Below are 21755 nucleotides of genomic sequence, written 5' to 3' on the forward strand. Positions count from 1 at the left end.
GGAGGTGTCGGGGGCTGTTGTCCGTTGGGTAGTTTCATCGTCACTGATTTGATGTTGGACAAGAGTAATCCGCCGGCGCTTTCGTTATAATACGGCGCGCCGGCAGGTCATGCGCGAACAATGATCATGGCCGCCGCTGTCACGAATGCACCCGATGCCGTCTTCACGCGCATCGTCCTGGTTACGGGGCCCTGATGTCTGAGCCGTTATTACAGGCTGTCGATCTGCAGTGCGAGCGGGATGAACGGATCCTGTTCCGTGACCTGTCGTTCTCCATACTGCCCGGTACGGTCACCCGTGTCGAGGGGCCTAACGGCTCCGGCAAGACCACGCTGTTGCGAATGCTGGCCGGCCTGAATGATGCCTGGTCCGGCAGTCTGCTCTGGTGCGGCAAGCCCAGGTCTGCCCAACGCGAAGAATTCCTCCGCAATACCCTGTATCTTGGCCACCGGCCTGGCATCAAACCATTGCTGACACCCATGGAAAATCTCCGGGCACTGACGGCAGGGCGGCGGCCGCTGCCGGAACCGGTTCTGCGCGAGGCGCTGGATGGTACCGGGCTGACCTGGTTTCAGGATGTGCCTTGCCGGAATCTTTCGGCAGGGCAGCAACGGCGAGTGGCCCTGGCGCGCCTGTTGATCGCCGATGAGCCGCTCTGGTTGCTGGATGAGGTCTTCACCGCCATTGATTCTGGTGGTGTCAGCGCTATTGAGGACCTCCTCCAACAGCGGGCCGCAGAGGGAGGCGCGGTGGTAGTGACCACCCACCACGATCTGAATTTACCCGGTATGCAGCGTATTGTTCTGGGTGGAGGGGCAGCCAATGAATGCTGATTGCCGACCAGCGCTGACTTTGCGGCAGGATACGGTCGGCGCACTGGCGGCGATGCAGGCGGTGTTTGCCCGGGATATGAAGGTAGCCTTCCGGCAAAGGCAGGACTTGCTCAATCCGCTGTTGTTCTTTGTCATGGTCGTAACCCTCTTTCCCCTCGGGGTTAGCCCGGAAGTGTCATTTCTGCGGGAGGCCGGAGCCGGTATCCTGTGGGTAGCTGCGTTGCTATCCGTGTTGTTGTCGCTGGACCATTTGTTTCGCCATGATTTTGATGACGGCACGCTTGAGCAACTCGTGCTTCAGCCCCAGCCCCTGTTTTTACTGGTGTTGGCGAAAACCGCGGCGCACTGGGTGTTAACAGGTCTGCCGCTGGTGGTACTAACGCCGGTTTTGGGCGTAATGGTTCATCTTGACGGGAACTCCATCGGAGTTTTGTGTCTAACGCTGCTGATCGGTACACCGGTGTTGAGCCTTATCGGGTCAATCGGCGCGGCACTGACGCTTGGATTACGGTCGGCAGGGGTACTCTTGTCCCTGCTGATCATTCCGCTGTACATTCCCGTCCTGATTTTCGGAACAGGTACGGTGGCTTCGGCCGCGGAGGGTGCTCCGGTGGGTGCCTATCTCGCTTTGATGGGTGCATTTCTGGTGCTGGCACTGACTCTGGCGCCCTTCGCATCGGCAGCGGCGCTGCGTATCAGCCTGTCTAACGGGTAAAACAAGGTAACGGTAGGACGGTGACCATCTGATGTGGCAATTTTTTCACAAGCTGGGTTCTCCCAAATGGTTCTTCGGGATTTCGGCCCGGCTGATGCCCTGGCTACTGGCAGGTGGCATCCTGCTGTTGATGGCGGGCATTGTCTGGGGGCTGGCCTTTGCGCCCAAGGATTACCTGCAGGGTAACAGCTATCGGATTATTTTCATCCACGTGCCCACGGCCTTCCTTGCCCAGTCGGTCTACGTGATGATGGCGGTGGCGGCTGTCGTCACTCTGGTCTGGCGCATGAAGCTGGCCGATGTGTTTGTGAAGTCTGTCGCGCCGGTGGGTCTGGTTCTGACCTTTCTGTCACTGTTTACCGGCGCTGTCTGGGGTAAGCCTACATGGGGAACCTGGTGGGTCTGGGATGCCCGTTTGACCTCCATGCTGATCCTGCTGTTCCTCTATGGCGGTGTCATTGCCCTGGACAGGGCCATCAATGATGAAAAATCTGCTGCCCGTGCCGTATCTGTGCTTGTGCTGGTCGGGGTGGTGAATATACCGATTATCCAGTACTCCGTTGAATGGTGGAATACGTTACACCAGCCGTCGACATTCAAATTGACGGAAAAGCCGTCAATGCCGGCAGAAATGTGGGTGCCGTTGCTCCTGTCTGTACTTGGGCTGTACTTGCTGTTTGGCTGGCTCGCCTGTTTGCGTATGCAGACAGAGATTCTGCTACGTGAACAGAGAACGCGCTGGGTTAAAGATTACGTGTTGGCCGGGAGGGGCTAGATATGGCATTTGATTCCTTTTCGGCATTTATGGTGATGGAAGGCCACGGGCCCTATGTCTGGTCCTGTTACGCTGCATTTTTTCTGCTGATGATCGGCCTGATGGTCTGGTCTCTGCGCCGCAGAAAAGCGGCCATTGAAGCCTGCCGTCGCGGCTATGAATTCCAGGCCGGGCGGAATGATCAGCAGGCGGCATCGGCCTCCGCAGCGTCCTTCAATCGCGTCAAGGTTTCCCAAGACTGAAAGGCAGATATCTGATGCATCCAATCCGAAAAAAGCGGCTGACAATTGTCTTGTTCCTGTTGGTGGGACTGGCCATTGCTGTGGGTCTGACGACTTATGCGCTGCGCCAGAACATCAACCTGTTCTACGACCCCACCCAGATTTCCGCCGGTGAAGCACCGGTGGATGTCAGAATCCGGGCCGGTGGCATGGTCGAGGAGGGCTCGGTTCTGCGTGATCCGGACAGCCTGATGGTTGAGTTCAAGGTGACTGACTTCAACGCGTCTGTGCCGGTTCAATACACCGGTATCCTTCCGGATCTGTTTGCCGAGGGGCAGGGTGTGGTCGCCATGGGCCGACTGGATGAAAACGGCCGCTTTGTGGCCGATCAGGTTCTCGCCAAGCACGATGAAAACTATATGCCGCCGGAAGTCGCGGATGCACTGGAGAAGGCCTCGAAGGGCCAGCACAAAGCCAGTGGCAGTGCGGAAACCGTGTCCTACTAACCATTTTATCTAACAGCCTGGTTTCTGGAGGCCTTTGATGTATCCCGAACTCGGACAGCTTGCACTGATTCTCGCGCTGTTGTTGGCAGTGCTCCTTTCCGTAGTCCCCCTGGCCGGTTCTTTGACCGGCAGGGACAATCTTCAGGCGTTCGCCAGGCCACTTGCATCCGGCATGTTTGTGTTCGTGGGGCTTGCCTTTGCCGTCCTGACCCATGCCTTTGTGACTGACGACTTTTCAGTGGCCTACGTGGCCAATAACAGCAACAGCCTGTTGCCCTGGTATTACAAGTTCAGCGCTGTATGGGGCGGTCATGAGGGCTCGTTGCTACTCTGGATACTGATGCTGGCGGGCTGGACATTGGCGGTCGCTATCTTCAGCCGTCGACTGCCGGCGGTGATGATCTCCCAGGTGCTATCGGTGCTGGGTATGGTCTGCGTCGGCTTCCTGCTGTTTATCGTTATCACCTCCAATCCGTTCGACCGTTTGCTGCCCAATGTGCCCGCCGATGGCGCGGATCTGAACCCCTTGCTCCAGGATTTCGGGCTGATCGTGCATCCGCCGATGCTCTACATGGGCTATGTTGGTTTTGCCGTGGCCTTTGCCTTTGCCATTGCCGCCCTGATCAATGGCCGCCTCGATGCCGCCTGGGCCCGCTGGTCGCGGCCCTGGACCACGGTTGCCTGGGCGTTTCTTTCCCTCGGTATCGCCCTGGGCAGCTGGTGGGCCTATTACGAGCTTGGCTGGGGTGGCTGGTGGTTCTGGGACCCGGTCGAGAATGCTTCACTGTTGCCCTGGCTTTCCGGTACCGCCCTGATGCATTCGCTGGCGGTCACCGAGAAGCGCGGTGTGTTCAAGAGCTGGACGGTACTGCTGGCCATAGTCACCTTTGCACTCAGCCTGCTCGGCACCTTCCTGGTCCGGTCTGGCGTGCTGACATCGGTTCACGCCTTCGCTTCGGATCCGGAGCGGGGAACCTTCCTGCTGGCCCTGCTGGCAGTGACCGTAATAGCAAGTCTGGCGCTGTATGCGTTCCGGGCACCGGTGGTGCATGTCCGCTCCCGTTATGGCTCTTTGTCCCGGGAAGTGTTCCTGTTGCTCAACAACGTGCTGCTGGTATCCGCCACGCTTCTGGTAGCAGTCGGCACGCTGTATCCGCTGGTTCTTGATTATCTGGAACTGGGCAAGCTGTCGATCGGTGAACCGTTCTTCAACCTGACGTTTAGCCCCCTGGCCGTGGCGACCGGCCTGTTGCTGGGTGCCGGCATTTTCTCCCGCTGGAAGAAAACCGATGGCGGCTGGCTGGCTCGAAAGCTTCTGTGGCCCCTGGCAATCAGTATTGTGGCTACCACGGCGGTTCTGATCGGTTACGGTGGCTTCAAGCCCTGGGCGTTCCTCGGTATTTTCTCCGCCATGTGGGTAACGGTTGCCACTTTCTGGGATCTCTGGGACAAGTCCTCTTCCCGAAAGGGCCGACTGTACGGTCTCAAGCGGCAGTCGCGCAGCTATTACGGCATGGTACTCGGGCATCTGGGTCTGGCCATTACCATGGCAGGCGCTACGGTTGTCTCCAATTACGGCATTGAGCGTGATGTCCGTATGGTACCCGGCGATGTCGCGACCGTCGGCGATTACCAGTTTGTGTTCCGGGATATCGGCGCGCGTCAGGGACCGAACTTTACGGCTCAGTACGGCACCTTTGATGTCATGCTGGACGGCGAGCGTATTTCCGTGCTCCATCCCGAGAAACGCCAGTACTCTGTCGGCATGAGCGTCATGACTGAGGCCGATATCGACGCCGGTCTGTTCCGGGACATCTTTGTAGCTATTGGTGAGCGCATCACCGACGAAGCCTGGGCCATCCGGCTGCAATACAAGCCGCTGATTCGCTGGCTCTGGCTGGGCTCCCTGTTTATGGCCGCCGGCGGCTTCCTGGCCATCGCTGATCGCCGCTACCGGATTCGGGAGGGAGCTGACAAGAAGGTGCAGGTCGGCACTGCCGCGCCCGAGACAGGTTCTGCGACGTCCGCTGGAGCTGCCTCATGAAGCGGTTCCTGCTGTTTCTGCCGCTGTTGATCGCCCTTGTTGTCGGCATAGTGCTGTTTGCCGGTATCGGTAAGGATCCAACCAGGCTTGAATCGGCCCTGGTTGGCAAACCGGTTCCTGAATTCATCCTGAAAGATCTGCACAACCCGGAGACCATGCTGGATCAAAGCCTGTTTCAGGGGCAGGTTACGCTGTTGAATGTCTGGGGCACCTGGTGCCCTGCCTGCAAGGATGAGCACGACGATCTGATGTGGCTTGCCGAGGAGAAAGGCGTCAACATCATTGGTCTGAACTACAAAGACAACCGCGAAGATGCTCTGGTTTGGCTCGATCGTCTGGGTGACCCGTACCGGAAAACCATCTACGACCCACGGGGCACCCTCGGATTTGATCTGGGGGTTTATGGCGCGCCGGAAACCTTTGTGATCGATGCCAATGGCATGGTGCGCTTCCGCCACGTGGGCGTGGTCAATGAGACGGTCTGGGAACAGACATTGCTGCCTGTGATCAATGACGTTCAGGGGAATGGCTGATGGTCAGGATCATTTTTTTGGTGTTGGCGCTTTTGCTGCCCGGTGTCGCTGCAGCCGATGTGGCCGATGTGTACGATTTTTCGGATCGGGCCCAGGAGCAGCGCTACCAGAACCTGATCGCGGAATTGCGCTGCCCGAAATGCCAGAATCAGAACATTGCCGACTCTAACGCGCCTATCTCCAAGGACATGAGGGCCGTCGTCTACCGGATGATGAAAGACGGTGCCAGTAACGAGGAGATCATCGAGTCCCTGGTTGGCAGGTTCGGAGAGTTCGTTCGCTACAAGCCCGAGTTGGACAGCCGGACTTTTCTGCTCTGGGCGACACCGGCCATTGCGGTCTTCGGCGGGCTTCTGGTGGTGGCCGGTGTGGTCATCCGCTCCCGACGGGCCGGGCCCGAAAGCCCGGCACTGAGTGCCGAGGAAAAAGCCCGGGTCGACAAAATGCTGGCAGACGAGGACAAGCCGTCCTGAAGCTGGCTTTGCCCGGGATATCCTGGCTGCTACCTCATTCTTAATTCTGAACCTGTGACTGATACTCCATGACTGACACTTTCTGGATTGCCGCAACGGTACTGATTATTCTTGCCCTTTTGTTTGTGTTGTACCCGGTCTTCTTTCATCGGCTTGGTGCGAGGAAGCAGACGGACCTGAAAAACCAGAATCTGATGGCCTACCGCTCCCGGATGAAGGAGCTTGATAGTGAATACGAGGCCGGTATTCTGGATGATGAAAATTATCGCCAACTCAAGGAAGAGCTCGCCGGAAGCATGCTGGACGATGTTCCCGAGCAGGAACCGGTGAGGCCCATGATCAGCGGTCGCAGGAGTGCCATGGCAGTGGCGCTGGTGTCGATTCTTCTGATCCCCGCGGCTACCGTTTACCTGTATGAGCGTTGGGGAGCGATGGACCGGGTTGAGCAGTTCATCACCATGCAGGAAATGGGCGCCACCGACGGTTCCAGACAGGCCCAGATGATGGAACTTTCCGGGCAGCTGCGAGAGCGGCTGGAGGCCAGCCCGGATAATCCGGAGGGCTGGGCGATGCTGGGGCGCACCTACATGCGCCTGGAGCGCTATGACGATGCGGCCTGGGCATTCAGGCAGCTGGCCGGCAGTGTGAATGACGATGACAGGGCCGAAGCCGTTGCCTATGGCCTCTCTGCCCAGGCGCTGTTCTTCGGTAGTCAGGGTGCCATGACGCAAGAGGTTACTGCAGCCATTGAACAGGCTCGTGAGCTGAACCCGGACGAAGTTAATGCTCTTGGGTTGTTGGGCATCAATGCCTTCAGCCAGGAGAATTATCGGGAAGCCATAGAGTACTGGGAGCGAATACAAACCGTTGCACCAGACCACCCTCAGATCGCTTCAATCCGGGAAGGGATTCGTGAAGCCTACACCCGTCTTGGCGAGGAACCACCGGCACAGGTGGCCGAAGCGCAAGCATCCGGAGCCGGAGTGACCGTTCGGGTGACTCTTGCCGAGGACTTCCGGGATCAGGTGCCGGCCGATACCACGCTGTTCTTGTTTGCCCGTCAGGCCAATGTTCGGCAGGGTCCACCTCTGGCCGTTGCCAGGCTGACGGCCGACCAGCTGCCGGTGGAAATCCGCCTGGACGACCGGTATGCGATGTCACCCAAGGCTACCATTTCCAGTGTTAACGAGGTCGTCGTGACGGCCCGTCTTAGTCGTTCCGGCAATGTCAGCGCCCAGGCGGGTGACTGGCAGGGCAGTACCGACGCGCCCATAGCGGTAAACGAAAGCCAGGACGCGCCGGTAGCGGTTGTAATCGATCAGCAACTGATCGATTAATACTCAGGAGAGGCCCTTCGGGTAGAGTGGCGGCAGATCGGCGCTGGTTTGGGCCTGTCTTTGTTTCCGTATCTTCTCAAGGGCCCGCGCCAATGGCCGACCATCCCAGGTGTCGTTCTCGTGTCCGGGCGCAAAAAGCCGGGCCTGCAGCCTTCTGAGTTCCACGGCCAGTGTCTCATCGGCGAAATGATCGACAACGTCAGATGCAGAACGGAAGCCGTGGCCGGGCGAGTGCAGATTTGCCCACTCCACCACAAGTTCCGGTGTCACTGCTGTGCCGTCCCTCGCGGCCTTGATCAGACGGTCGAACGCGGCATCTTCATCCCGGCTGTCAGTCTGTGCCGGAGTGGCTTTCCGGCCTTTGCCTGACCACCACCATGCCACTAACGTCCCGGCCCAGAGAATTCCCAGTGCCAGGGCGAGCCACTGCCAGGGTCCGGTTTCGTCCGATGCCGGGTTAACCGGGGGTTCAGTGGTAGCGGCATCCGGTTCCGGGCCTGACTTGCCCTGGTCGCTTTGCGAAGACGTATTAGCGGCAACGGCATTCGGGTCTTTCACCGTCAGTGTTTGCTCCGGGATCACCGCAACCCGTTCCCGGTCCGCTTCCGTATCCCACCAGGCGATGCGAATGGCGGGCAGGGTCATCTGGCCAGCCTTAACAGGCACCAGAGCCACGGACTGGTTCAGTGAGGATGTGAGGCCAGCGGGCGTGGTTTCGGTCTGGCGCTCAGGCTCTTCCGGATAACTTCTTAATCCGTCCGGTACGGTATCAGGCAACGGTGGCAGGGCCTCTGCGGGCAGGCCCGCCGCCGTCAGCTTGATTTCCCGGGTAATGTTTTCACCGGTGGCGACCTCCAGAGACGGTGGAAGCCCGGACTCGTCAAGCGCTACGCCAGTTGCCGGCAGCCAGGTTTCACCAGAGAATTGTGCAGGTACATCCTTGACCGGAACTTCAAACAACTCCTTGCTGTCCCGCAGAAAGCGGAGGCTGCCGGAAGCGTCTCTGGCCTGGCCCTCGAACCGGATCGGAGGCAGTTTCAGGGTCCCCGGACGCTGGGGGAATAGCGCGTACCGGCGTTCCACAACGCGATAGCGAACACCGTCGCGATAGCGTGAAAATTCCTGCTGCCTGCCCAAAGACTCGATAATGACATGGGGATGGGTAGGCTCGGATAGCTCTCCACGAATAAGGTTGCCCCGGAAAAAAAGCCGAACGGTCAGTATCAACTGTTCCTGCACATACACTTCATCTTTGTCGGCAGACAGCTCGATAAAGCTGTCCCGGCCAGGAGCGGTCTGATCCGGTGGTGAGCCATCCACCACCTCTACGGTAACCGGCTCTGAGACTGCCCCTTTAAAGGTGAGTGCCGGGATGGTCAGCTCGCCGGTGGTTTTCGGTGCAAGCTGGTAGGTCCAGGTAATCTCGCCCATCATCTGGCTGTTAACGGTGCGGATACTGTATTGCTGGTTCTGGGCCAGAATTTCAAAATCCGGTTCCACTTTCTCGATATCCGGCTTGGGCAGGCTGGACATGTCGAAGTCAAACAGGTTGCCCAGGTTGATATCGATCTCCATGCTGCCCTTCACGGTCAGTGTGAGGACCTCACCCTCGTAGAGGCGGGTCCGGTCCGGCTCGACCGTCAGTTGCTGTGACTGTGCCTGGGCCGGCAGCCAGATTACTGTTAAGAGTACCGTCAACAGAAACAGAGAGACGGCGGGTGTAATCAGCCGTTTTACCATGGTGTATCGCCCTCATCGGATGGAGTCTGGCGTTGTTGATACTGCTGCAGGAACTTGCGCTGAAGTAAGCCGCCCGGGTTATCCGGGACTCGTCTGAGCCATTGTTCCTGGCTCTGGGTCAGCGGCGTTTCAGAAATAGGGGCGGGTGCCTGCGCCTGGCCTGACGGTGAGTCCCTCTCGCCGGATGCCTGCTCGGGATTGCCTTCCTCGCCGGGCTCCTGCTGGTTCTGCTCATCGCCTTGATTGTTCTGCTGATCTTGTTTGCCGGTCGAGGACTGGCTGTTTTCAGGGTTTTGCTGTTGATTATTCCCTGAGTTGCCGGAATTCTCGCTCTCACTGTTTCCATCCTGATTCTGACGGTTTTGTTGCTGATCGCCTTCGCCTCCCTCGTTGCTGGAGGAGTCCGACGAATCCTGCTGGCTGCCTTCCTGGCTCTGGTTCTGCTGATTCAGAAGTTCCTCGACAATCTTCCGGTTGTGTCGGGCATCCGCCATGTCAGGCGCTTTTTCCAGGGCCGCATCGTAGGCGGCCAGAGCCTCTTCCAGTTTGCCGGCACGGGCCAGTGCGTTGCCCCGGTTATAACTGGCACGCGGGCCCTGTGACCGGGCAAACGCCTGGGCCGCGCTATCGAACTGGCCGGAACGATACAGTGCGGAACCCCGCCATTCCGGGTCGTCCAGCTGCCGGGCGGCTGTTTCCGGGCTCTTCTCAATCAGCTCAGGGGCTCTCTGATCCTGCCGTTGCCAGAGTTCATCCCAGCTTATGGCGGCAGCCGGCTGTGGCCAGATCGGCAACAGGATCAGGGCGAAGGCACTGAAGGCACCGCGGCGCCAGCCAAGCAAAACCAGGGGAAGGGCGAGCCAGAGCAGCCAGTAGCCGTCATCCTGCCAGCGACTGACCGTTAGGCCGTCTTCTGATGCCTGCCAGTCGTCACCGTCCTTCGGGCTCAGGTTCAGGGATTGAACATCGGTATCATCCAGGGTCAGCTCATGGCTCTGGCCGCCGGTGCTGCGAGCGAGGTCCGCCAGCGCCTCCGGGTTGGCCCGACTGATAACAATATCGCCGTTCTCGCGGATAAATCCGCGCCGGGCCAGTGGGATGGGGCCACCTCCCTCGGTCCCGACAACGAGAGTATTAAGCGCGTAACCGGTGCCAGAAAGGGTGTCCCGGATGGTCCCGGCGTAACGATCGTTGATGTCGTCAGTGATCAGCAGAATGCGGCCTTCCCCCGGGGCCCCCTGCTGAAGTAACTCCTTTGCCCGGGCAATTGCGAGATCCGCCCGGTTCCCTGTGGCTGGCATGATGACCGGATCCAGTACATTGAGCATACCTTCAATGGTGCGGCCATCATCCGTTAATGGTGTCACCACGTGGGCGTCGCCGGAAAAGACAAGCAGGCCGGTCAGGCTGCCTTCCCGAAGCTCAAGAATGTCCCGGATTTTCCGTTTGGCCCGGGTCAGGCGATCCGGCTCTACGTCTGTGGCCAACATGGACAGGGAGAGATCCAGTGCAATCACAAGACTGTCGCCCGGTTGTTTCAGGGGGGTGGGTGCTTCCCGCCAGGCAGGGCCGGCCAGCGCCAGGGACAGAATGATCAGGGCAGCGGAGGCCGTGGCCAGAGGCGAGTTTGTCGCTTTTCCCGAGCGGCCGTCATGACGAATCAGCGGCGCCAGCAAACGGGCCGGAATAAGCCGGGACCAGCCGCTGTCGCCCAGACGCATTTGCCGGAATGCCAGATACAGGATCGGTAACAGCAGGAGCAGCAAGAGCCAGAACGGCCGCAAAAAATGAAAGTCAGCCCACATTTGGTTCCTCCTCCTTCCTGCCCCGCCGGGAGTCAGCAACAAGCTCCCGGCCGTGGCGAACCAGGAACAAAGTCAGCCACAGGAGCACTGCCAGGCCGGCGGGCCAGACATAGAGTTCGGTCACTGGCCGATAGAACTTGCCCTCCAGCTCGATAGGTTCGAGTTGATCAATGCTCTCATAGATGAGCTCCAGCTCTGGCAGGCTGCGTGCGCGGAAATACTCTCCGCCGGTTTGCTGGGCCATCCGGGTCAGCAGGCTCTCGTCCAGATCTCTGGAGGGGTTAACCCGGCGCGAGCCCAGCAGACCGCGCTGAACCATGGATTCGGCGCCAATGCCGATGGTGTACAGTCGAATGCTGGCGGCGGCGGCGATTTCGGTGGCCTTGTCGGGGGTAATTTCGCCGGCGGTATTGGCGCCATCGGTCAGCAGGACCACAACGCGCTGGTCCTGGGGCCGGTTTCTCAGCCGCTTGGTTGCCAGACCCACCGCGTCGCCAATGGCGGTGGCGCGCCCGGCCATTCCCAGACCTGCCTCCCGCATCAGGGTTCTGACGGTTTCAAGATCAAAGGTGAGGGGAGCCTGAACGTAGGGCTCGGTACCGAACAGGATCAGACCGAGCCGGTCACCCTGGCGGCGAGAGATGAAGTCATCAAGCACCCGTTTGACCGCCTGCAGGCGATTAATGCTCCGGCCCTGAAGGACCATGTCCTGCTCATCCATGCTGGGAGAAATGTCGACAACCAGCATCAGATCGCGGCCGGAAACCGGCATCTGTACCTGCTCGCCGACATGCTGTGGCCGTGCCAATGCAATCACCAGAAGCGTCCACATGACAAACAGCAACAGTTGTTGCCAGAGTGGAACAGCATTGCCCCGACGACTCACGCCGGGCAGGTCCGACAGCCAGTGGCCAACCGGCAGCACCGGCGCGTCGACCGGTTGCCCTCCGGGCTTGCGCCATTTCAGGATCAGCGGTAACAGCACCAGAACCAGTACCCAGGGCCAGGCAAGATTCAGCATTTCTGCCCTCCCAGCCACAACCGGGCGAACGCCAGTGCCTCGGTGGGCTCAGCGGAAACTTTGGGACGCCAGGCACTGGAGACCAGTGCCTCGGCAACCGGTCGGGAGGCAATCCGGTCCCTGGGGGCGGTGGCCAGCAGAAATTCCACCCAGGCATCGCCAGACAGTGCTTCCGGGTGTTGGTCCGGGTAGCGCTCACGGGCGGCCTGCTTGAGCAGCATGTTCAGTTGTACGAACCACCAGGGCTCGGACGCCGCAATTCGCTCCAGCCTGGCAAGTTCGGTCCGTGCGGTCCGGAACCAGCGATTCCTTCTCCGTCGCCTGATCAGCAGGCAGATGAGCGCCGCGAGGCCGGTGACGATCAGGATCGCCAGAACCCACCAACCCGGCGCCGGCGGCCAGAAACCACCGGTTTCGGGCAGGTGAATATCCCTGAGCTGGCTGAGCGGATCCTGCGGGTTCATCCGATCCGCCCTCCCGGCCCCAGCAGTGACTTCAGCGTCACCGCGGGATCTTCCGCAGTGGATACCTCTGCCATGGTAACCCCGGAGGTACGAAAACATTCCTCCAATCGATGTTCATGGTTGGCGACTTTCTCATGCCAGGCCCTCTGGAAACGGGGGTTTCCGGCGTCAAACCACACAGGGCCGTCCGGACCGGCCACCGCGAAGCGTCCGCTTTTCGGCAGCTGTTTTTCTAATGGGTCCACGATTCTCAAGGCGCTGACGGCATTATGGCGGGCCAGGGCACCGAGCAGGGTGCCCGTCTCCGGCGAGATATCCAGAAAATCGCTGATTACGAAAATTCGGCTGCCGGTATGGGCGACCCGGCGGGCCTCGGTGAGGGCCGTGTCCAGCCGGCACTGGCGGGGCTGTTCGTCCTGTGCCAGCGTGGGGTTATCCCTACGTTGCTGCACGCCCAGAGTGTCCAGGAACCGCAGCACCGACTTCTTGCGACGGGCAGGGCGGAGGACGCTCAGGGCCTCGCCATTGAAAACAATGCCGCCCACCTGGTCCCCGGACCATAACGCCAGCCAGGCCAGAATGGCGGCGATCTGGGCACAGCGAACCTGTTTGAAGGCACCGGTGCTGGCAAAGAACAGGCTGGGGCCAAGATCGCACAGGAGCAGCACGGGCCGCTCGCGCTCTTCCTCGTAGAGCTTGGTGTGTGGCGCCTGGCGCCTGGCCGTTACCCGCCAGTCGATGCTGCGAATGTCATCTCCGGGCTGGTACAGCCGGACTTCGGCAAACGCCATACCTCGGCCGCGCTGGGGCGAGCGCTGCAAGCCCGCCTGCCGCGAACGCACCGGGCGGGCAGAGGGCAGTTTTAGTGCCCGGGCGTCTGCCTGCAGGCGGATCAGATCCGGTAGGCCGATGTGGGTTAATGCTTCGGTGTTGCCCATGCCTGACGGCTCCCGTGTCTTGCTTCCGTCGATGGCTTCAGGCGCTCACCGGCACACGTTCGATCAGCCGCTCGATGACGGTATCGGCGGTCATGCCTTCGGCTTCTGCTTCAAACGTGAGCAGGATACGGTGGCGGAGCACGTCGAAGGCCATGGCGCGTACATCGTCCGGCGTTACGTAGTCACGGCCGTCGAGCCAGGCCAGTGCCCGTGCACAGCGGTCCAGGGCGATGGTGCCACGGGGGCTGGCGCCGAAGGCGGTCCAGCGGGCGAGTTCCGGATCCAGTGCCGCCGGATCCCGGGTTGCCAGTACCAGGGCCAGCAGGTATTGCTCAACCGGTTCTGCCATATAGATGTTCGCGACTTCCGCCCGGGCGTCGAACACCTGGTCTGCGGTCAGGCGAAGGTCTGTTTTCGGCAGGCCATGGCGATAATCGTTCCTGGCCAGTTGCAAGATGGCCTTCTCCGCCTCCGCCGATGGGTAGTGGATGACCACGTGCATCAGAAAGCGGTCCAGCTGGGCTTCAGGTAATGGGTAGGTGCCTTCCTGCTCGATCGGGTTCTGGGTCGCCATAACCAGGAACAGCCGGTCCAGGGGGAAGGTGCGCATACCTACGCTGATCTGTCGTTCGCCCATGGCTTCCAGAAGGGCGGACTGTACCTTGGCGGGTGCGCGGTTGATCTCATCCGCAAGCACAAGATTATGGAAGATCGGGCCGCGCTGGAACTCGAACTGCCCCGTTTCCGGCCGGTAGATTTCACTGCCGGTAACGTCGGAAGGCAGCAGGTCCGGGGTGAACTGGATTCTGTGAAAATCACCTTCGAGATGGTCGGCAAGCGCTTTTATGGCGGTGGTTTTTGCCAGTCCCGGCGCACCTTCCACCAGAAGGTGGCCGTCGGCAAGTAGCGCGATCAGCAGACGATCCACCAGCTTTTCCTGCCCGATTATCCGTTTGGCTAACTGTTCCCGTAACTCACCGAACGTATGCTGTAGCGACATTGGAAATGACTGCTCTCTGTATCTGAGGATTTTCCGGAGAAACCCGTATCGTGCGTAGGTAGTTGCCGAAGTTTTGGCGTCTGGCCGGCAAAAATCAAGGGTTTGACTATGCTTATGTGACGATACGCCGATTACGTTTATTTCACACTAACTGAGGTCGACCATGAATGCGCTGACAGTGGCCAGCAAGGATCAATTCTTTGAACAGTTGGCTGACGCTTTCGCAAAGAAGATTTCTAAAACCGAAGCCAAGAAAATCAGCGAATTTGCCAAGCAGCATTATGCCCATATTCCTCTTGAGGAGCTGGTCAGTCGACGATTTGCAGATACCTACGGTGCCGTCCTTGCGGCGTGGCAGTTTCTGCAGAAGCGGTCTGCCGAAGAAACGCCCGTTGCCGTATTCAATCCTGACCTGGAGAGCGACGGCTGGCAGTCGACCCACACCGTGGTGTTTATCCTGCACCCGAATATTCCGTTTCTGATCGATTCCCTGCGCATTGCCATTAACCAGCGCGAGATCGGGACCCATTCCATCCAGCACTCGATCCTGCAGGTGGAGCGGGCCGAGGACGGCAAGCTCAAGAAACTGCACACCACGAAAAAGAAAGCCTCTGGCTCGGCCTACGAGGCCTTCATTGTCCTCGAGATTGATCGACACAGTAATCCCGAGGATCTCCGGGATCTGGAAGATGCGCTCCAGAATGTGCTGCATGAGGTGCGGATCGCAGTCAGCGATTTCCCGATCGTCACCGAGAAGGTGAATGAGATTCTGGGCGAGCTCGACAGCACCACCGCGGGCATCAGTGAGGAGCAGAAAGAAGAGGCGCGGGAATTTCTTGAATGGCTGGCCCGGGATCATTTCACCTTTCTTGGCTATGACGAGTACGACTTTGCCAAGGATAAAAGCGGCATGGTGGTCCGACGGGTTGAGAACTCGGAACTGGGTATCCTCCGGGTCAATAACGAACGCCCGGACCGGGTTCGCCTGAATGAACTGCCGCAACGTACCCGCCATGAAATGACCCGGAGCGATGATATTTTTATCTTCGCCAAGTCGGCCCAGCGTTCGCGGGTACACCGCCCTGCATACCCGGACTACATTGCCGTCAAGAAATTCAACAGCAAGGGTGAGGTGGTCGGTGAACGCCGTTTTCTCGGCCTTTACACTGCCCGGGTCTACAACGAGCGGCCCGACGAGATTCCCCTGCTGCGTCGCAAGTTCCAGAGCGTAATGAAGCGGTCCGGGTTTCTCCGTGATGATTACGCCGGCAAGGAACTGGAGCAGATCCTGACGGTGTATCCGAGGGACGAGCTGTTCCAGATTGAGCCGGACGAATTGCTCAAGGTGGCGAAAAGCATCCTGTATATCCAGGAGCGCCGCCGCATCGAGTTGTTCATGCGGGAAGATGTCTACGGCCAGTTCGTTACCTGCCTGGCGTTCTTCCCGAGGGACATCTACAACACCGAATTGCGGCTGAAGGTAGAGCAGGTGTTGGTAGACCGGCTGGAAGCCGAGGACGTTGAGTTCGTAACGCACTTTTCCGAGTCGGTGCTGGCGCGGGTTCAGTTCACCATCCGGGTACCCCAGGTTGAAAACCGCCAACTGCCCACGGCGGAGATCCGTGAAAAAGTCATTGAGCTTGCCCAGTCCTGGCGTGACGGTCTTTCCGAAGCCCTGAGCGAGGCTTATGGTGAAGAGCAGGGCAATGAACTTTACCGGCTGTGGGCGGGCGGTTTTCCGGCCAGTTATACCGACATGTTCTCGCCCAGGCGGGCGGCCATTGATCTGGAGCACATCGCGGCATCGGCTAACAACCATGATCTCGCCATGAGCTTCTACCGGGCTCTGGAAGAGGACGAGAGCACGCTGCATTTCAAACTCTTCTATCCGGACGAGCCGTTGCCCCTGTCGGATGTTATGCCAATCTTCGATAATCTTGGCTTCCGGGTTATTGGTGAGCACCCCTTCGAGGTGACCGACCGCCACAACAAGACGGTCTGGATCCACGATTTTACCCTCCAGGCCCACACCGGTAATGTCGTGGACATTCACCGCATCCGGCCAATCTTCGAGGAGCTGTTCCGCCGGGTATGGTACGGTGAGGCGGAAAACGATGCCTTCAACCGGATGCTCCTGTCGTCTTACATGAGCTGGCGGGAAATCGCGCTGCTTCGGACCTATGCCCGTTACATGCGTCAGATCCGGTTCTCCAACAGTCAGACTTTTATTTCCAACACTCTGGTCAATCATGTTGAGCTGACACGGCTGCTGCTGGAGTTTTTCGAGATTCGCTTTAACCCGGAGCGCTATCAGAGCCCGGGTAAAAGCCAGGCGGCCCAGCAGAAACTGGAAATCGAATTCAATGCCGGTCTTGAGGATGTTGAGAATCTCAGTGAGGACCGGGTACTTCGGCTGTATCTTGAGCTGATCCAGGCAACCTTGCGCACCAACTACTACCAGCTCGACGAGGCTGGTGGTCCCAAGCCCTATATCAGTGTCAAGTTCGATCCATCCCGGATTCCGGACGTCCCTCTGCCTCTTCCGATGTTCGAGATTTTCGTGTATTCACCCCGCGTTGAGGGCGTGCATCTCCGGGGTGGCAAGGTCGCCCGCGGTGGCTTGCGCTGGTCTGACCGGTTCGAAGATTACCGCACGGAGATTCTGGGTCTGGTCAAGGCCCAACAGGTCAAGAACGCGGTCATCGTGCCGGTGGGCGCGAAAGGTGGTTTTGTGGCCAAGCGCCTCCCGGATCCGTCAGACCGGGAGGCTTTTCAGGCCGAAGGCATAGCAGCCTACAAGACGTTCATCCGGGGGTTGCTGGATATTACCGACAACCTGGTGGATTCGGGAATTGCGCCGCCTGAACGGGTTATTCGCCACGACGAAGATGACCATTACCTGGTGGTCGCAGCTGACAAAGGTACGGCAACCTTCTCGGATATTGCCAACGGACTGGCCGCGGAATACGGCTTCTGGATGGGAGATGCCTTCGCCTCTGGTGGCAGTAATGGTTATGACCACAAGAAAATGGGCATTACTGCGCGGGGCGCCTGGGTATCGGTAGAGCGTCACTTTCGGGAGATGGGCATCAACCCGGCACTGGATGAATTCACCGCCATCGGCATTGGTGACATGGGAGGCGACGTCTTCGGCAACGGCATGCTGTGCTCGGAGAAGACCAAACTGGTTGCGGCCTTCAACCACGTGCATATCTTTATTGACCCCTCGCCGGATCCGGAGAAAAGCTACAAGGAGCGCAAGCGCCTGTTTGGTCTTGCCCGCTCCGCCTGGACCGATTACGACAGCAAACTCATTTCTAAAGGGGGCGGCGTATTCAGCCGGAATGCCAAGTCTATCCCGGTCAGCCCGGAAATGAAGAAGCTGTTGGGTATCAAATCGGACCGGGTACCGCCAAACATGCTGATTTCCCATATCCTCAAGGCCCAGGTAGATCTGCTCTGGGTCGGCGGTATTGGCACCTATGTGAAAGGTGCCAGCGAATCCCATAGCGACGTGGGTGACAAGGCCAATGACGGTTTGCGGATCAATGGTTCGGAACTGCGCTGCAAGGTGGTCGGTGAGGGCGGCAACCTTGGCCTGACGCAGCTCGGTCGGATTGAATTCGCCCTCCGTGGCGGCCGTCTGAATACCGATTTCATCGATAATTCCGGTGGCGTGGACTGTTCCGACCATGAGGTCAACATGAAGATCCTGCTCAACCGGGCTGTGGCCATGGGCGACCTCACCAACAAGCAGCGGAACATCATGCTTGAGGAGATGACTGACGACGTTGCCGATCTGGTGCTCAAAAACAACTACCGCCAGACCCAGGCTATCAGCATCGCCAGCGAGGATGCGGCCACCCGGCTGGAGGAATACCGCCGGCTGATGAATACCTTTGAGAGCGAGGGCAAGTTGAACCGGGCCCTGGAGTTCCTGCCGGATGATGAAACCCTGTCCGAGCGCAAGCTCGACAAGAAGGGGCTGACCCGGCCGGAATTGTCGGTTCTGATTTCCTACGTGAAGGGCGATCTGAAGCAGACGCTGAACAACAGCACTCTGCCTGACGATCCCATGCTGGCCGGTGAGATGTACAAGGTCTTTCCAAGGGACCTGACCCAGAAATTCTCGAAGGAGTTGGGCGAACACCAGCTGCGTCGTGAAATCATCGCGACTCAGATTGCCAATGACATGGTCAACCACATGGGGATTACCTTTGTGGAGCGCCTGAATCAGTCTACCGGCGCCGATGCGGCCTCTATTGCACTGGCCTGGATCATTGCCCGGGATGTGTTCCGCATTGATAACTGGTGGGACAGGATTGAGGCCCTTGATTTCCATGTGCCAGCCCAACTACAGATGGAACTGATGCAGGACCTCATGCGCCTCATGCGCCGGTCGGTGCGCTGGTTGTTGCGTAACCGCCGTGCAGAGCTCAGCATTCAACACCATATGGAGCGCTTTGCCGACAGCGTCTGGGCGATTACTGCCGGCTTGCCCGAGTATCTTGGTGACCAGGCCAAAACTACCTGGGAAAAACGACATCAGGCCCTGGTGGATGCAGGCCTGCCTTCAGAGTTGGCATCCGTGGTGTCGGGCACAGGCCACCTGTATTCGTCGCTCGGCATAATAGAAGCCCATGAAGCCTCAGGCATGCCACTGAAAACGGTTGCCAATCTGTATTATGAGCTGGGTGATCGTCTGGATCTGAACTGGTTTGCCAGCGCCATTGCCGCTCTCACACCCGCGTCCCATTGGCAGGCACTGGCCAGGGAGAGTTTCCGTGAGGACCTGGACTGGCAGCAGCGGGCGCTGACCACCGGCGTTCTGAAGCTGGCGGAAAAACCGGAAGACGTTCCTGCCTGCGTGGAGAGCTGGCTGTCGCGCCATCAGCAGATGATTGATCGCTGGAAATCCATGCTGTCGGAGCTCAAGGGTGTACGGGAGCCGGAATACGCCATGTTCTCGGTGGCCCTGCGCGAACTGCTGGATCTGGCCCAGAGCACAATGCATCAGCCGCATGCTGAGGCAGAGGTTGAGACCAACTGAGTATTGCTTTGAAGTCCGCATTCCCGTTCAATCGATGATCGGGAATCATCAAACGGAGTGGGATAATGGGTCAGCTTGACCATCTTCTGGAAAAAAACCGGGCCTGGGCGGATGGCATCAAGGCCCAGGATCCGCAGTTTTTTCACCGCCTGTCGAATCAGCAGGCACCGGAATACCTGTGGATCGGCTGTGCGGACAGTCGTGTACCGGCTAACCAGATTGTTGATCTTCTGCCAGGGGAACTGTTTGTTCACCGGAACGTGGCCAACGTGGTCGTCCACACGGATTTCAACTGTCTGTCGGTACTGCAGTTCGCCATTGAAGTGCTGAAGGTGAAGCACGTCCTGGTGGTTGGTCACTATGGCTGTGGTGGTGTGAGAGCAGCATTGCTCAATGAGGGATTTGGACTGATCAGTAACTGGCTCCGCCATGTTCAGGATGTCCGTGATCGGCACCAGCGGGTGCTGGATGACCTGCCAAACGTCCAGGACCGGGTCGATCGTCTGTGTGAGCTCAATGTCGTTGAGCAGGTAGGGCATGTCTGCCAGAACAACATTGTTCAGGAAGCCTGGAAGCGGGGCCAGCCACTCACGGTGCATGGTTTTGTCTACGATGTGGCTGACGGGGTTCTCCGGGATATGGGGCTGTCGGTCGCCAGCGAAGAAGATCGTGAGCAGGTCAGGCAGAACAGTATCGACGAGTTGGTACAAAGGCCGGTACGCTCGGGGCGTCAGAAAAGCGTCCAGTGAAGAATGTAAAATTGCGTCAAAAAATCGTGATGGGCGTCACTTCCTGACCCTCGGCGTCATCACAGTTGGTCACCTCCTGCTTTGCTAGAGTAGATCCTGCAGTAAGCGAGGAGGTAGACCATGAAAGAACTGATGCAAAAAGCCCTGACAGCCCTGAACCAGCGTAAAGACGTTACTGCCGGCCCGGAGCATCGTAGTCGGGGGCGGAAACCCTCTGACGCCAGTCAGCCGGAAGATTGGGGTATGTCCCCCGAGGATGCCTTGCGGGTTGGTACGGTTGCCCGCTACAAGTGACTGAGTTTGTCATGGTATTTACCCTCTGAAAGCCCTCCGGTCTCCGCCTGGCAGGGGAGACGCGAGGGCTCATTCCGGTTAGAGTATCCCGTTTCCAGACCATCCACGCGGGATCAGCCAATCAATGTCATTGCCCAACTCCCATGAAGTCCTGTTGCGAAACCGCCACCTTTTGCAGGGCCGGGTGGCTTTGTTGGGCGTAGCCGCCAGCGGGCTGCTTGCTGATCTGCCTGCCGGCGGTATGGCCATGAGTGAGCATGTCGGTGTCTGTGCCGCGCTTGCCGGGAACGAGGGTTGGCAGATCTGTTTCGGCTACGACGATCCGGCACTGGCAGCCGGCACCTTTGACACCCTGGTTGTGTTTCTGCCCAAGGCCCGGGCGGAGCTGGATCTGCGCCTCGCCCTGGCGCGCTGGCTGGCAATGCGGGGCGCCCGGCTGGTGCTTGTCGGAGAGAAAAAAGAAGGCATTGCCGGAGCCGTCAAACAGCTAAAGGCCGTGGCGCCGCAAGCGACCAAGATCGACAGTGCCAGGCATTGCCAGGTCTGGTGTGCCGAGCCTATCGAGCCGCTGCCCGAATTTTCGCTTCAGCAATGGATGACCTGGACAGGCATTGACTGCAAGACAGTGCATCTGGAGGTCGCCGGGTTGCCGGGCATTTTCAGCCTCGGCGAGCTGGATGAGGGCACTCGCATGCTGCTGGAGACGCTGGACGAGAATCCATTGCGTTCCGGCTCTGTTCTGGATTTCGCCTGTGGCGCCGGTGTCCTTGGTACCTGGCTGCATCATTGGCATGAGCAGCATAATCAACCTCGGGTAACGGTTGACGGAATCGACGTTCAGTCCCAGGCGGTTGTTTGTGCCCGGTCCAGCTATGAGCGTAACGGCGTTTCCGGGCGCATCCTGGCCTCGGACGGCCTTTCCGGGGTTGAGGGCACCTGGCCCGTTATTCTCAGCAATCCCCCCTTCCACAGTGGCGTTAGAACCGACCTGTCAATGACCGAGCGCTTTCTGCGGGAAGTGGTGCGTCATCTTGAGCCGGGTGGAGAAGTGCGCCTGGTCGCAAACAGCTTTTTGCCATACGAGCCCATAATGAAGCGCTGTATCGGCCCGGTTGAGCGTCTGCGGGAAGATCGGCGGTTTACGGTCTATCGCGCTTTTCGCCGTCCCTGAACGAAAAAAGCCCCTGGGGTGAGGGGCAAGAGGTTCGCGTCCAGAACAACGGAGCCAACCGGAAAAGGGATGTTCAGCGTGAACAC

The 21755-nt window shown here is 59.0% G+C and carries 19 protein-coding genes; 13 read left to right on the plus strand and 6 right to left on the minus strand.

Annotation, left to right across the window (positions count from 1 at the left end; all coding sequences use genetic code 11):
* The first annotated feature begins 194 nt into the window (after positions 1 to 194).
* The 9 genes from ccmA to ccmI all read left to right on the plus strand — a co-directional run bounded on the left by ccmA (position 195) and on the right by ccmI (position 7437).
* Positions 195 to 833 (plus strand): cytochrome c biogenesis heme-transporting ATPase CcmA, encoded by a 639-nt coding sequence (gene ccmA / locus KEHDKFFH_RS02065; RefSeq protein WP_104320369.1) that lies wholly within the window; start codon positions 195 to 197, stop codon positions 831 to 833.
* Entirely contained in the window at positions 823 to 1548 is a 726-nt protein-coding gene (ccmB, locus tag KEHDKFFH_RS02070) for a heme exporter protein CcmB (protein WP_064228825.1), read from the plus strand. Before ccmA ends, ccmB begins: the two co-directional genes overlap by 11 nt.
* Before the next feature lie 31 nt (positions 1549 to 1579).
* Entirely contained in the window at positions 1580 to 2323 is a 744-nt protein-coding gene (ccmC, locus tag KEHDKFFH_RS02075) for a heme ABC transporter permease CcmC (protein WP_104320370.1), read from the plus strand.
* 2 nt (positions 2324 to 2325) lie between these two features.
* Complete coding sequence (gene ccmD, locus KEHDKFFH_RS02080) at positions 2326 to 2565, plus strand: heme exporter protein CcmD (protein WP_104320371.1); 240 nt, start codon at positions 2326 to 2328, stop codon at positions 2563 to 2565.
* Between the two features lie 14 nt (positions 2566 to 2579).
* Positions 2580 to 3050, plus strand: coding sequence for a cytochrome c maturation protein CcmE (ccmE, locus tag KEHDKFFH_RS02085; RefSeq protein WP_064228828.1), 471 nt, complete (start codon positions 2580 to 2582; stop codon positions 3048 to 3050).
* Positions 3051 to 3087: 37 nt separating this feature from the next.
* Positions 3088 to 5094, plus strand: coding sequence for a heme lyase CcmF/NrfE family subunit (locus tag KEHDKFFH_RS02090; protein WP_104320372.1), 2007 nt, complete (start codon positions 3088 to 3090; stop codon positions 5092 to 5094).
* Positions 5091 to 5627, plus strand: coding sequence for a DsbE family thiol:disulfide interchange protein (locus KEHDKFFH_RS02095; RefSeq protein ID WP_104320373.1), 537 nt, complete (start codon positions 5091 to 5093; stop codon positions 5625 to 5627). Before KEHDKFFH_RS02090 ends, KEHDKFFH_RS02095 begins: the two co-directional genes overlap by 4 nt.
* Complete coding sequence (locus KEHDKFFH_RS02100) at positions 5627 to 6100, plus strand: cytochrome c-type biogenesis protein (RefSeq protein WP_104320374.1); 474 nt, start codon at positions 5627 to 5629, stop codon at positions 6098 to 6100. The genes KEHDKFFH_RS02095 and KEHDKFFH_RS02100 overlap by 1 nt, the downstream gene beginning before the upstream one ends.
* A 68-nt stretch (positions 6101 to 6168) precedes the next feature.
* A complete protein-coding gene (ccmI, locus tag KEHDKFFH_RS02105) occupies positions 6169 to 7437 on the plus strand; it encodes a c-type cytochrome biogenesis protein CcmI (protein ID WP_104320375.1) in 1269 nt (422 codons plus the stop codon).
* 3 nt (positions 7438 to 7440) lie between these two features.
* Here the strand turns inward: ccmI and KEHDKFFH_RS02110 are convergent, their stop codons facing one another.
* Genes KEHDKFFH_RS02110 through KEHDKFFH_RS02135 form a run of 6 tightly spaced genes read right to left on the minus strand, consistent with a single transcriptional unit; the run spans position 7441 to position 14405 of the window.
* On the minus strand, positions 7441 to 9177 hold the full coding sequence (locus KEHDKFFH_RS02110) for a BatD family protein (RefSeq protein ID WP_104320376.1): 1737 nt from the start codon (positions 9175 to 9177) through the stop codon (positions 7441 to 7443).
* Complete coding sequence (locus KEHDKFFH_RS02115) at positions 9171 to 10982, minus strand: VWA domain-containing protein (RefSeq protein WP_104320377.1); 1812 nt, start codon at positions 10980 to 10982, stop codon at positions 9171 to 9173. Before KEHDKFFH_RS02115 ends, KEHDKFFH_RS02110 begins: the two co-directional genes overlap by 7 nt.
* A complete protein-coding gene (locus KEHDKFFH_RS02120; RefSeq protein ID WP_104320378.1) occupies positions 10972 to 12003 on the minus strand; it encodes a vWA domain-containing protein in 1032 nt (343 codons plus the stop codon). Before KEHDKFFH_RS02120 ends, KEHDKFFH_RS02115 begins: the two co-directional genes overlap by 11 nt.
* Entirely contained in the window at positions 11997 to 12467 is a 471-nt protein-coding gene (locus KEHDKFFH_RS02125; RefSeq protein WP_104320379.1) for a DUF4381 domain-containing protein, read from the minus strand. The genes KEHDKFFH_RS02120 and KEHDKFFH_RS02125 overlap by 7 nt, the downstream gene beginning before the upstream one ends.
* The gene (locus KEHDKFFH_RS02130; protein WP_104320380.1) at positions 12464 to 13405 is read right to left on the minus strand and encodes a DUF58 domain-containing protein; all 942 of its coding nucleotides are present in this window, start codon (positions 13403 to 13405) and stop codon (positions 12464 to 12466) included. Before KEHDKFFH_RS02130 ends, KEHDKFFH_RS02125 begins: the two co-directional genes overlap by 4 nt.
* Before the next feature lie 37 nt (positions 13406 to 13442).
* Positions 13443 to 14405 carry an AAA family ATPase gene (locus KEHDKFFH_RS02135; RefSeq protein WP_064228837.1) on the minus strand — a complete coding sequence of 321 codons (963 nt, stop codon included), beginning with the start codon at positions 14403 to 14405 and terminating at the stop codon, positions 13443 to 13445.
* 163 nt (positions 14406 to 14568) lie between these two features.
* On the opposite strand from KEHDKFFH_RS02135, the gene KEHDKFFH_RS02140 reads away from it, so the two are divergent.
* From KEHDKFFH_RS02140 to KEHDKFFH_RS02150, 4 genes are all read left to right on the plus strand, one after another.
* Positions 14569 to 19455: an NAD-glutamate dehydrogenase gene (locus KEHDKFFH_RS02140; RefSeq protein WP_104320381.1), complete on the plus strand. Its 4887-nt coding sequence runs from the start codon at positions 14569 to 14571 to the stop codon at positions 19453 to 19455.
* A 65-nt stretch (positions 19456 to 19520) separates the two neighbouring features.
* A complete protein-coding gene (can, locus tag KEHDKFFH_RS02145; RefSeq protein WP_104320382.1) occupies positions 19521 to 20204 on the plus strand; it encodes a carbonate dehydratase in 684 nt (227 codons plus the stop codon).
* Positions 20205 to 20324: 120 nt separating this feature from the next.
* Entirely contained in the window at positions 20325 to 20498 is a 174-nt protein-coding gene (locus tag KEHDKFFH_RS20200; protein WP_192875729.1) for a hypothetical protein, read from the plus strand.
* Between the two features lie 124 nt (positions 20499 to 20622).
* Positions 20623 to 21669: a class I SAM-dependent methyltransferase gene (locus tag KEHDKFFH_RS02150; RefSeq protein WP_104320383.1), complete on the plus strand. Its 1047-nt coding sequence runs from the start codon at positions 20623 to 20625 to the stop codon at positions 21667 to 21669.
* Positions 21670 to 21755: the final 86 nt, after the last annotated feature.

This window comes from Marinobacter maroccanus (assembly GCF_002933275.1).
GTDB classification, from domain to species: domain Bacteria; phylum Pseudomonadota; class Gammaproteobacteria; order Pseudomonadales; family Oleiphilaceae; genus Marinobacter; species Marinobacter maroccanus.

Excerpts from the sequence above, each read along its gene's own strand:
- KEHDKFFH_RS02130 (WP_104320380.1), bottom strand. The coding sequence starts at position 13,405 with ATGGGCAACACCGAAGCATTAACCCACATCGGCCTACCGGATCTGATC.
- KEHDKFFH_RS02100 (WP_104320374.1), top strand. The coding sequence starts at position 5,627 with ATGGTCAGGATCATTTTTTTGGTGTTGGCGCTTTTGCTGCCCGGTGTC.
- KEHDKFFH_RS02110 (WP_104320376.1), bottom strand. The coding sequence starts at position 9,177 with ATGGTAAAACGGCTGATTACACCCGCCGTCTCTCTGTTTCTGTTGACG.
- ccmE (WP_064228828.1), top strand. The coding sequence starts at position 2,580 with ATGCATCCAATCCGAAAAAAGCGGCTGACAATTGTCTTGTTCCTGTTG.
- KEHDKFFH_RS02090 (WP_104320372.1), top strand. The coding sequence starts at position 3,088 with ATGTATCCCGAACTCGGACAGCTTGCACTGATTCTCGCGCTGTTGTTG.
- ccmA (WP_104320369.1), top strand. The coding sequence starts at position 195 with ATGTCTGAGCCGTTATTACAGGCTGTCGATCTGCAGTGCGAGCGGGAT.
- ccmI (WP_104320375.1), top strand. The coding sequence starts at position 6,169 with ATGACTGACACTTTCTGGATTGCCGCAACGGTACTGATTATTCTTGCC.
- KEHDKFFH_RS02120 (WP_104320378.1), bottom strand. The coding sequence starts at position 12,003 with ATGCTGAATCTTGCCTGGCCCTGGGTACTGGTTCTGGTGCTGTTACCG.
- ccmB (WP_064228825.1), top strand. The coding sequence starts at position 823 with ATGAATGCTGATTGCCGACCAGCGCTGACTTTGCGGCAGGATACGGTC.
- KEHDKFFH_RS02125 (WP_104320379.1), bottom strand. The coding sequence starts at position 12,467 with ATGAACCCGCAGGATCCGCTCAGCCAGCTCAGGGATATTCACCTGCCC.
- KEHDKFFH_RS02135 (WP_064228837.1), bottom strand. The coding sequence starts at position 14,405 with ATGTCGCTACAGCATACGTTCGGTGAGTTACGGGAACAGTTAGCCAAA.
- KEHDKFFH_RS02115 (WP_104320377.1), bottom strand. The coding sequence starts at position 10,982 with ATGTGGGCTGACTTTCATTTTTTGCGGCCGTTCTGGCTCTTGCTGCTC.
- ccmD (WP_104320371.1), top strand. The coding sequence starts at position 2,326 with ATGGCATTTGATTCCTTTTCGGCATTTATGGTGATGGAAGGCCACGGG.
- can (WP_104320382.1), top strand. The coding sequence starts at position 19,521 with ATGGGTCAGCTTGACCATCTTCTGGAAAAAAACCGGGCCTGGGCGGAT.
- KEHDKFFH_RS02150 (WP_104320383.1), top strand. The coding sequence starts at position 20,623 with ATGTCATTGCCCAACTCCCATGAAGTCCTGTTGCGAAACCGCCACCTT.
- KEHDKFFH_RS02140 (WP_104320381.1), top strand. The coding sequence starts at position 14,569 with ATGAATGCGCTGACAGTGGCCAGCAAGGATCAATTCTTTGAACAGTTG.
- KEHDKFFH_RS02095 (WP_104320373.1), top strand. The coding sequence starts at position 5,091 with ATGAAGCGGTTCCTGCTGTTTCTGCCGCTGTTGATCGCCCTTGTTGTC.
- ccmC (WP_104320370.1), top strand. The coding sequence starts at position 1,580 with ATGTGGCAATTTTTTCACAAGCTGGGTTCTCCCAAATGGTTCTTCGGG.
- KEHDKFFH_RS20200 (WP_192875729.1), top strand. The coding sequence starts at position 20,325 with ATGAAAGAACTGATGCAAAAAGCCCTGACAGCCCTGAACCAGCGTAAA.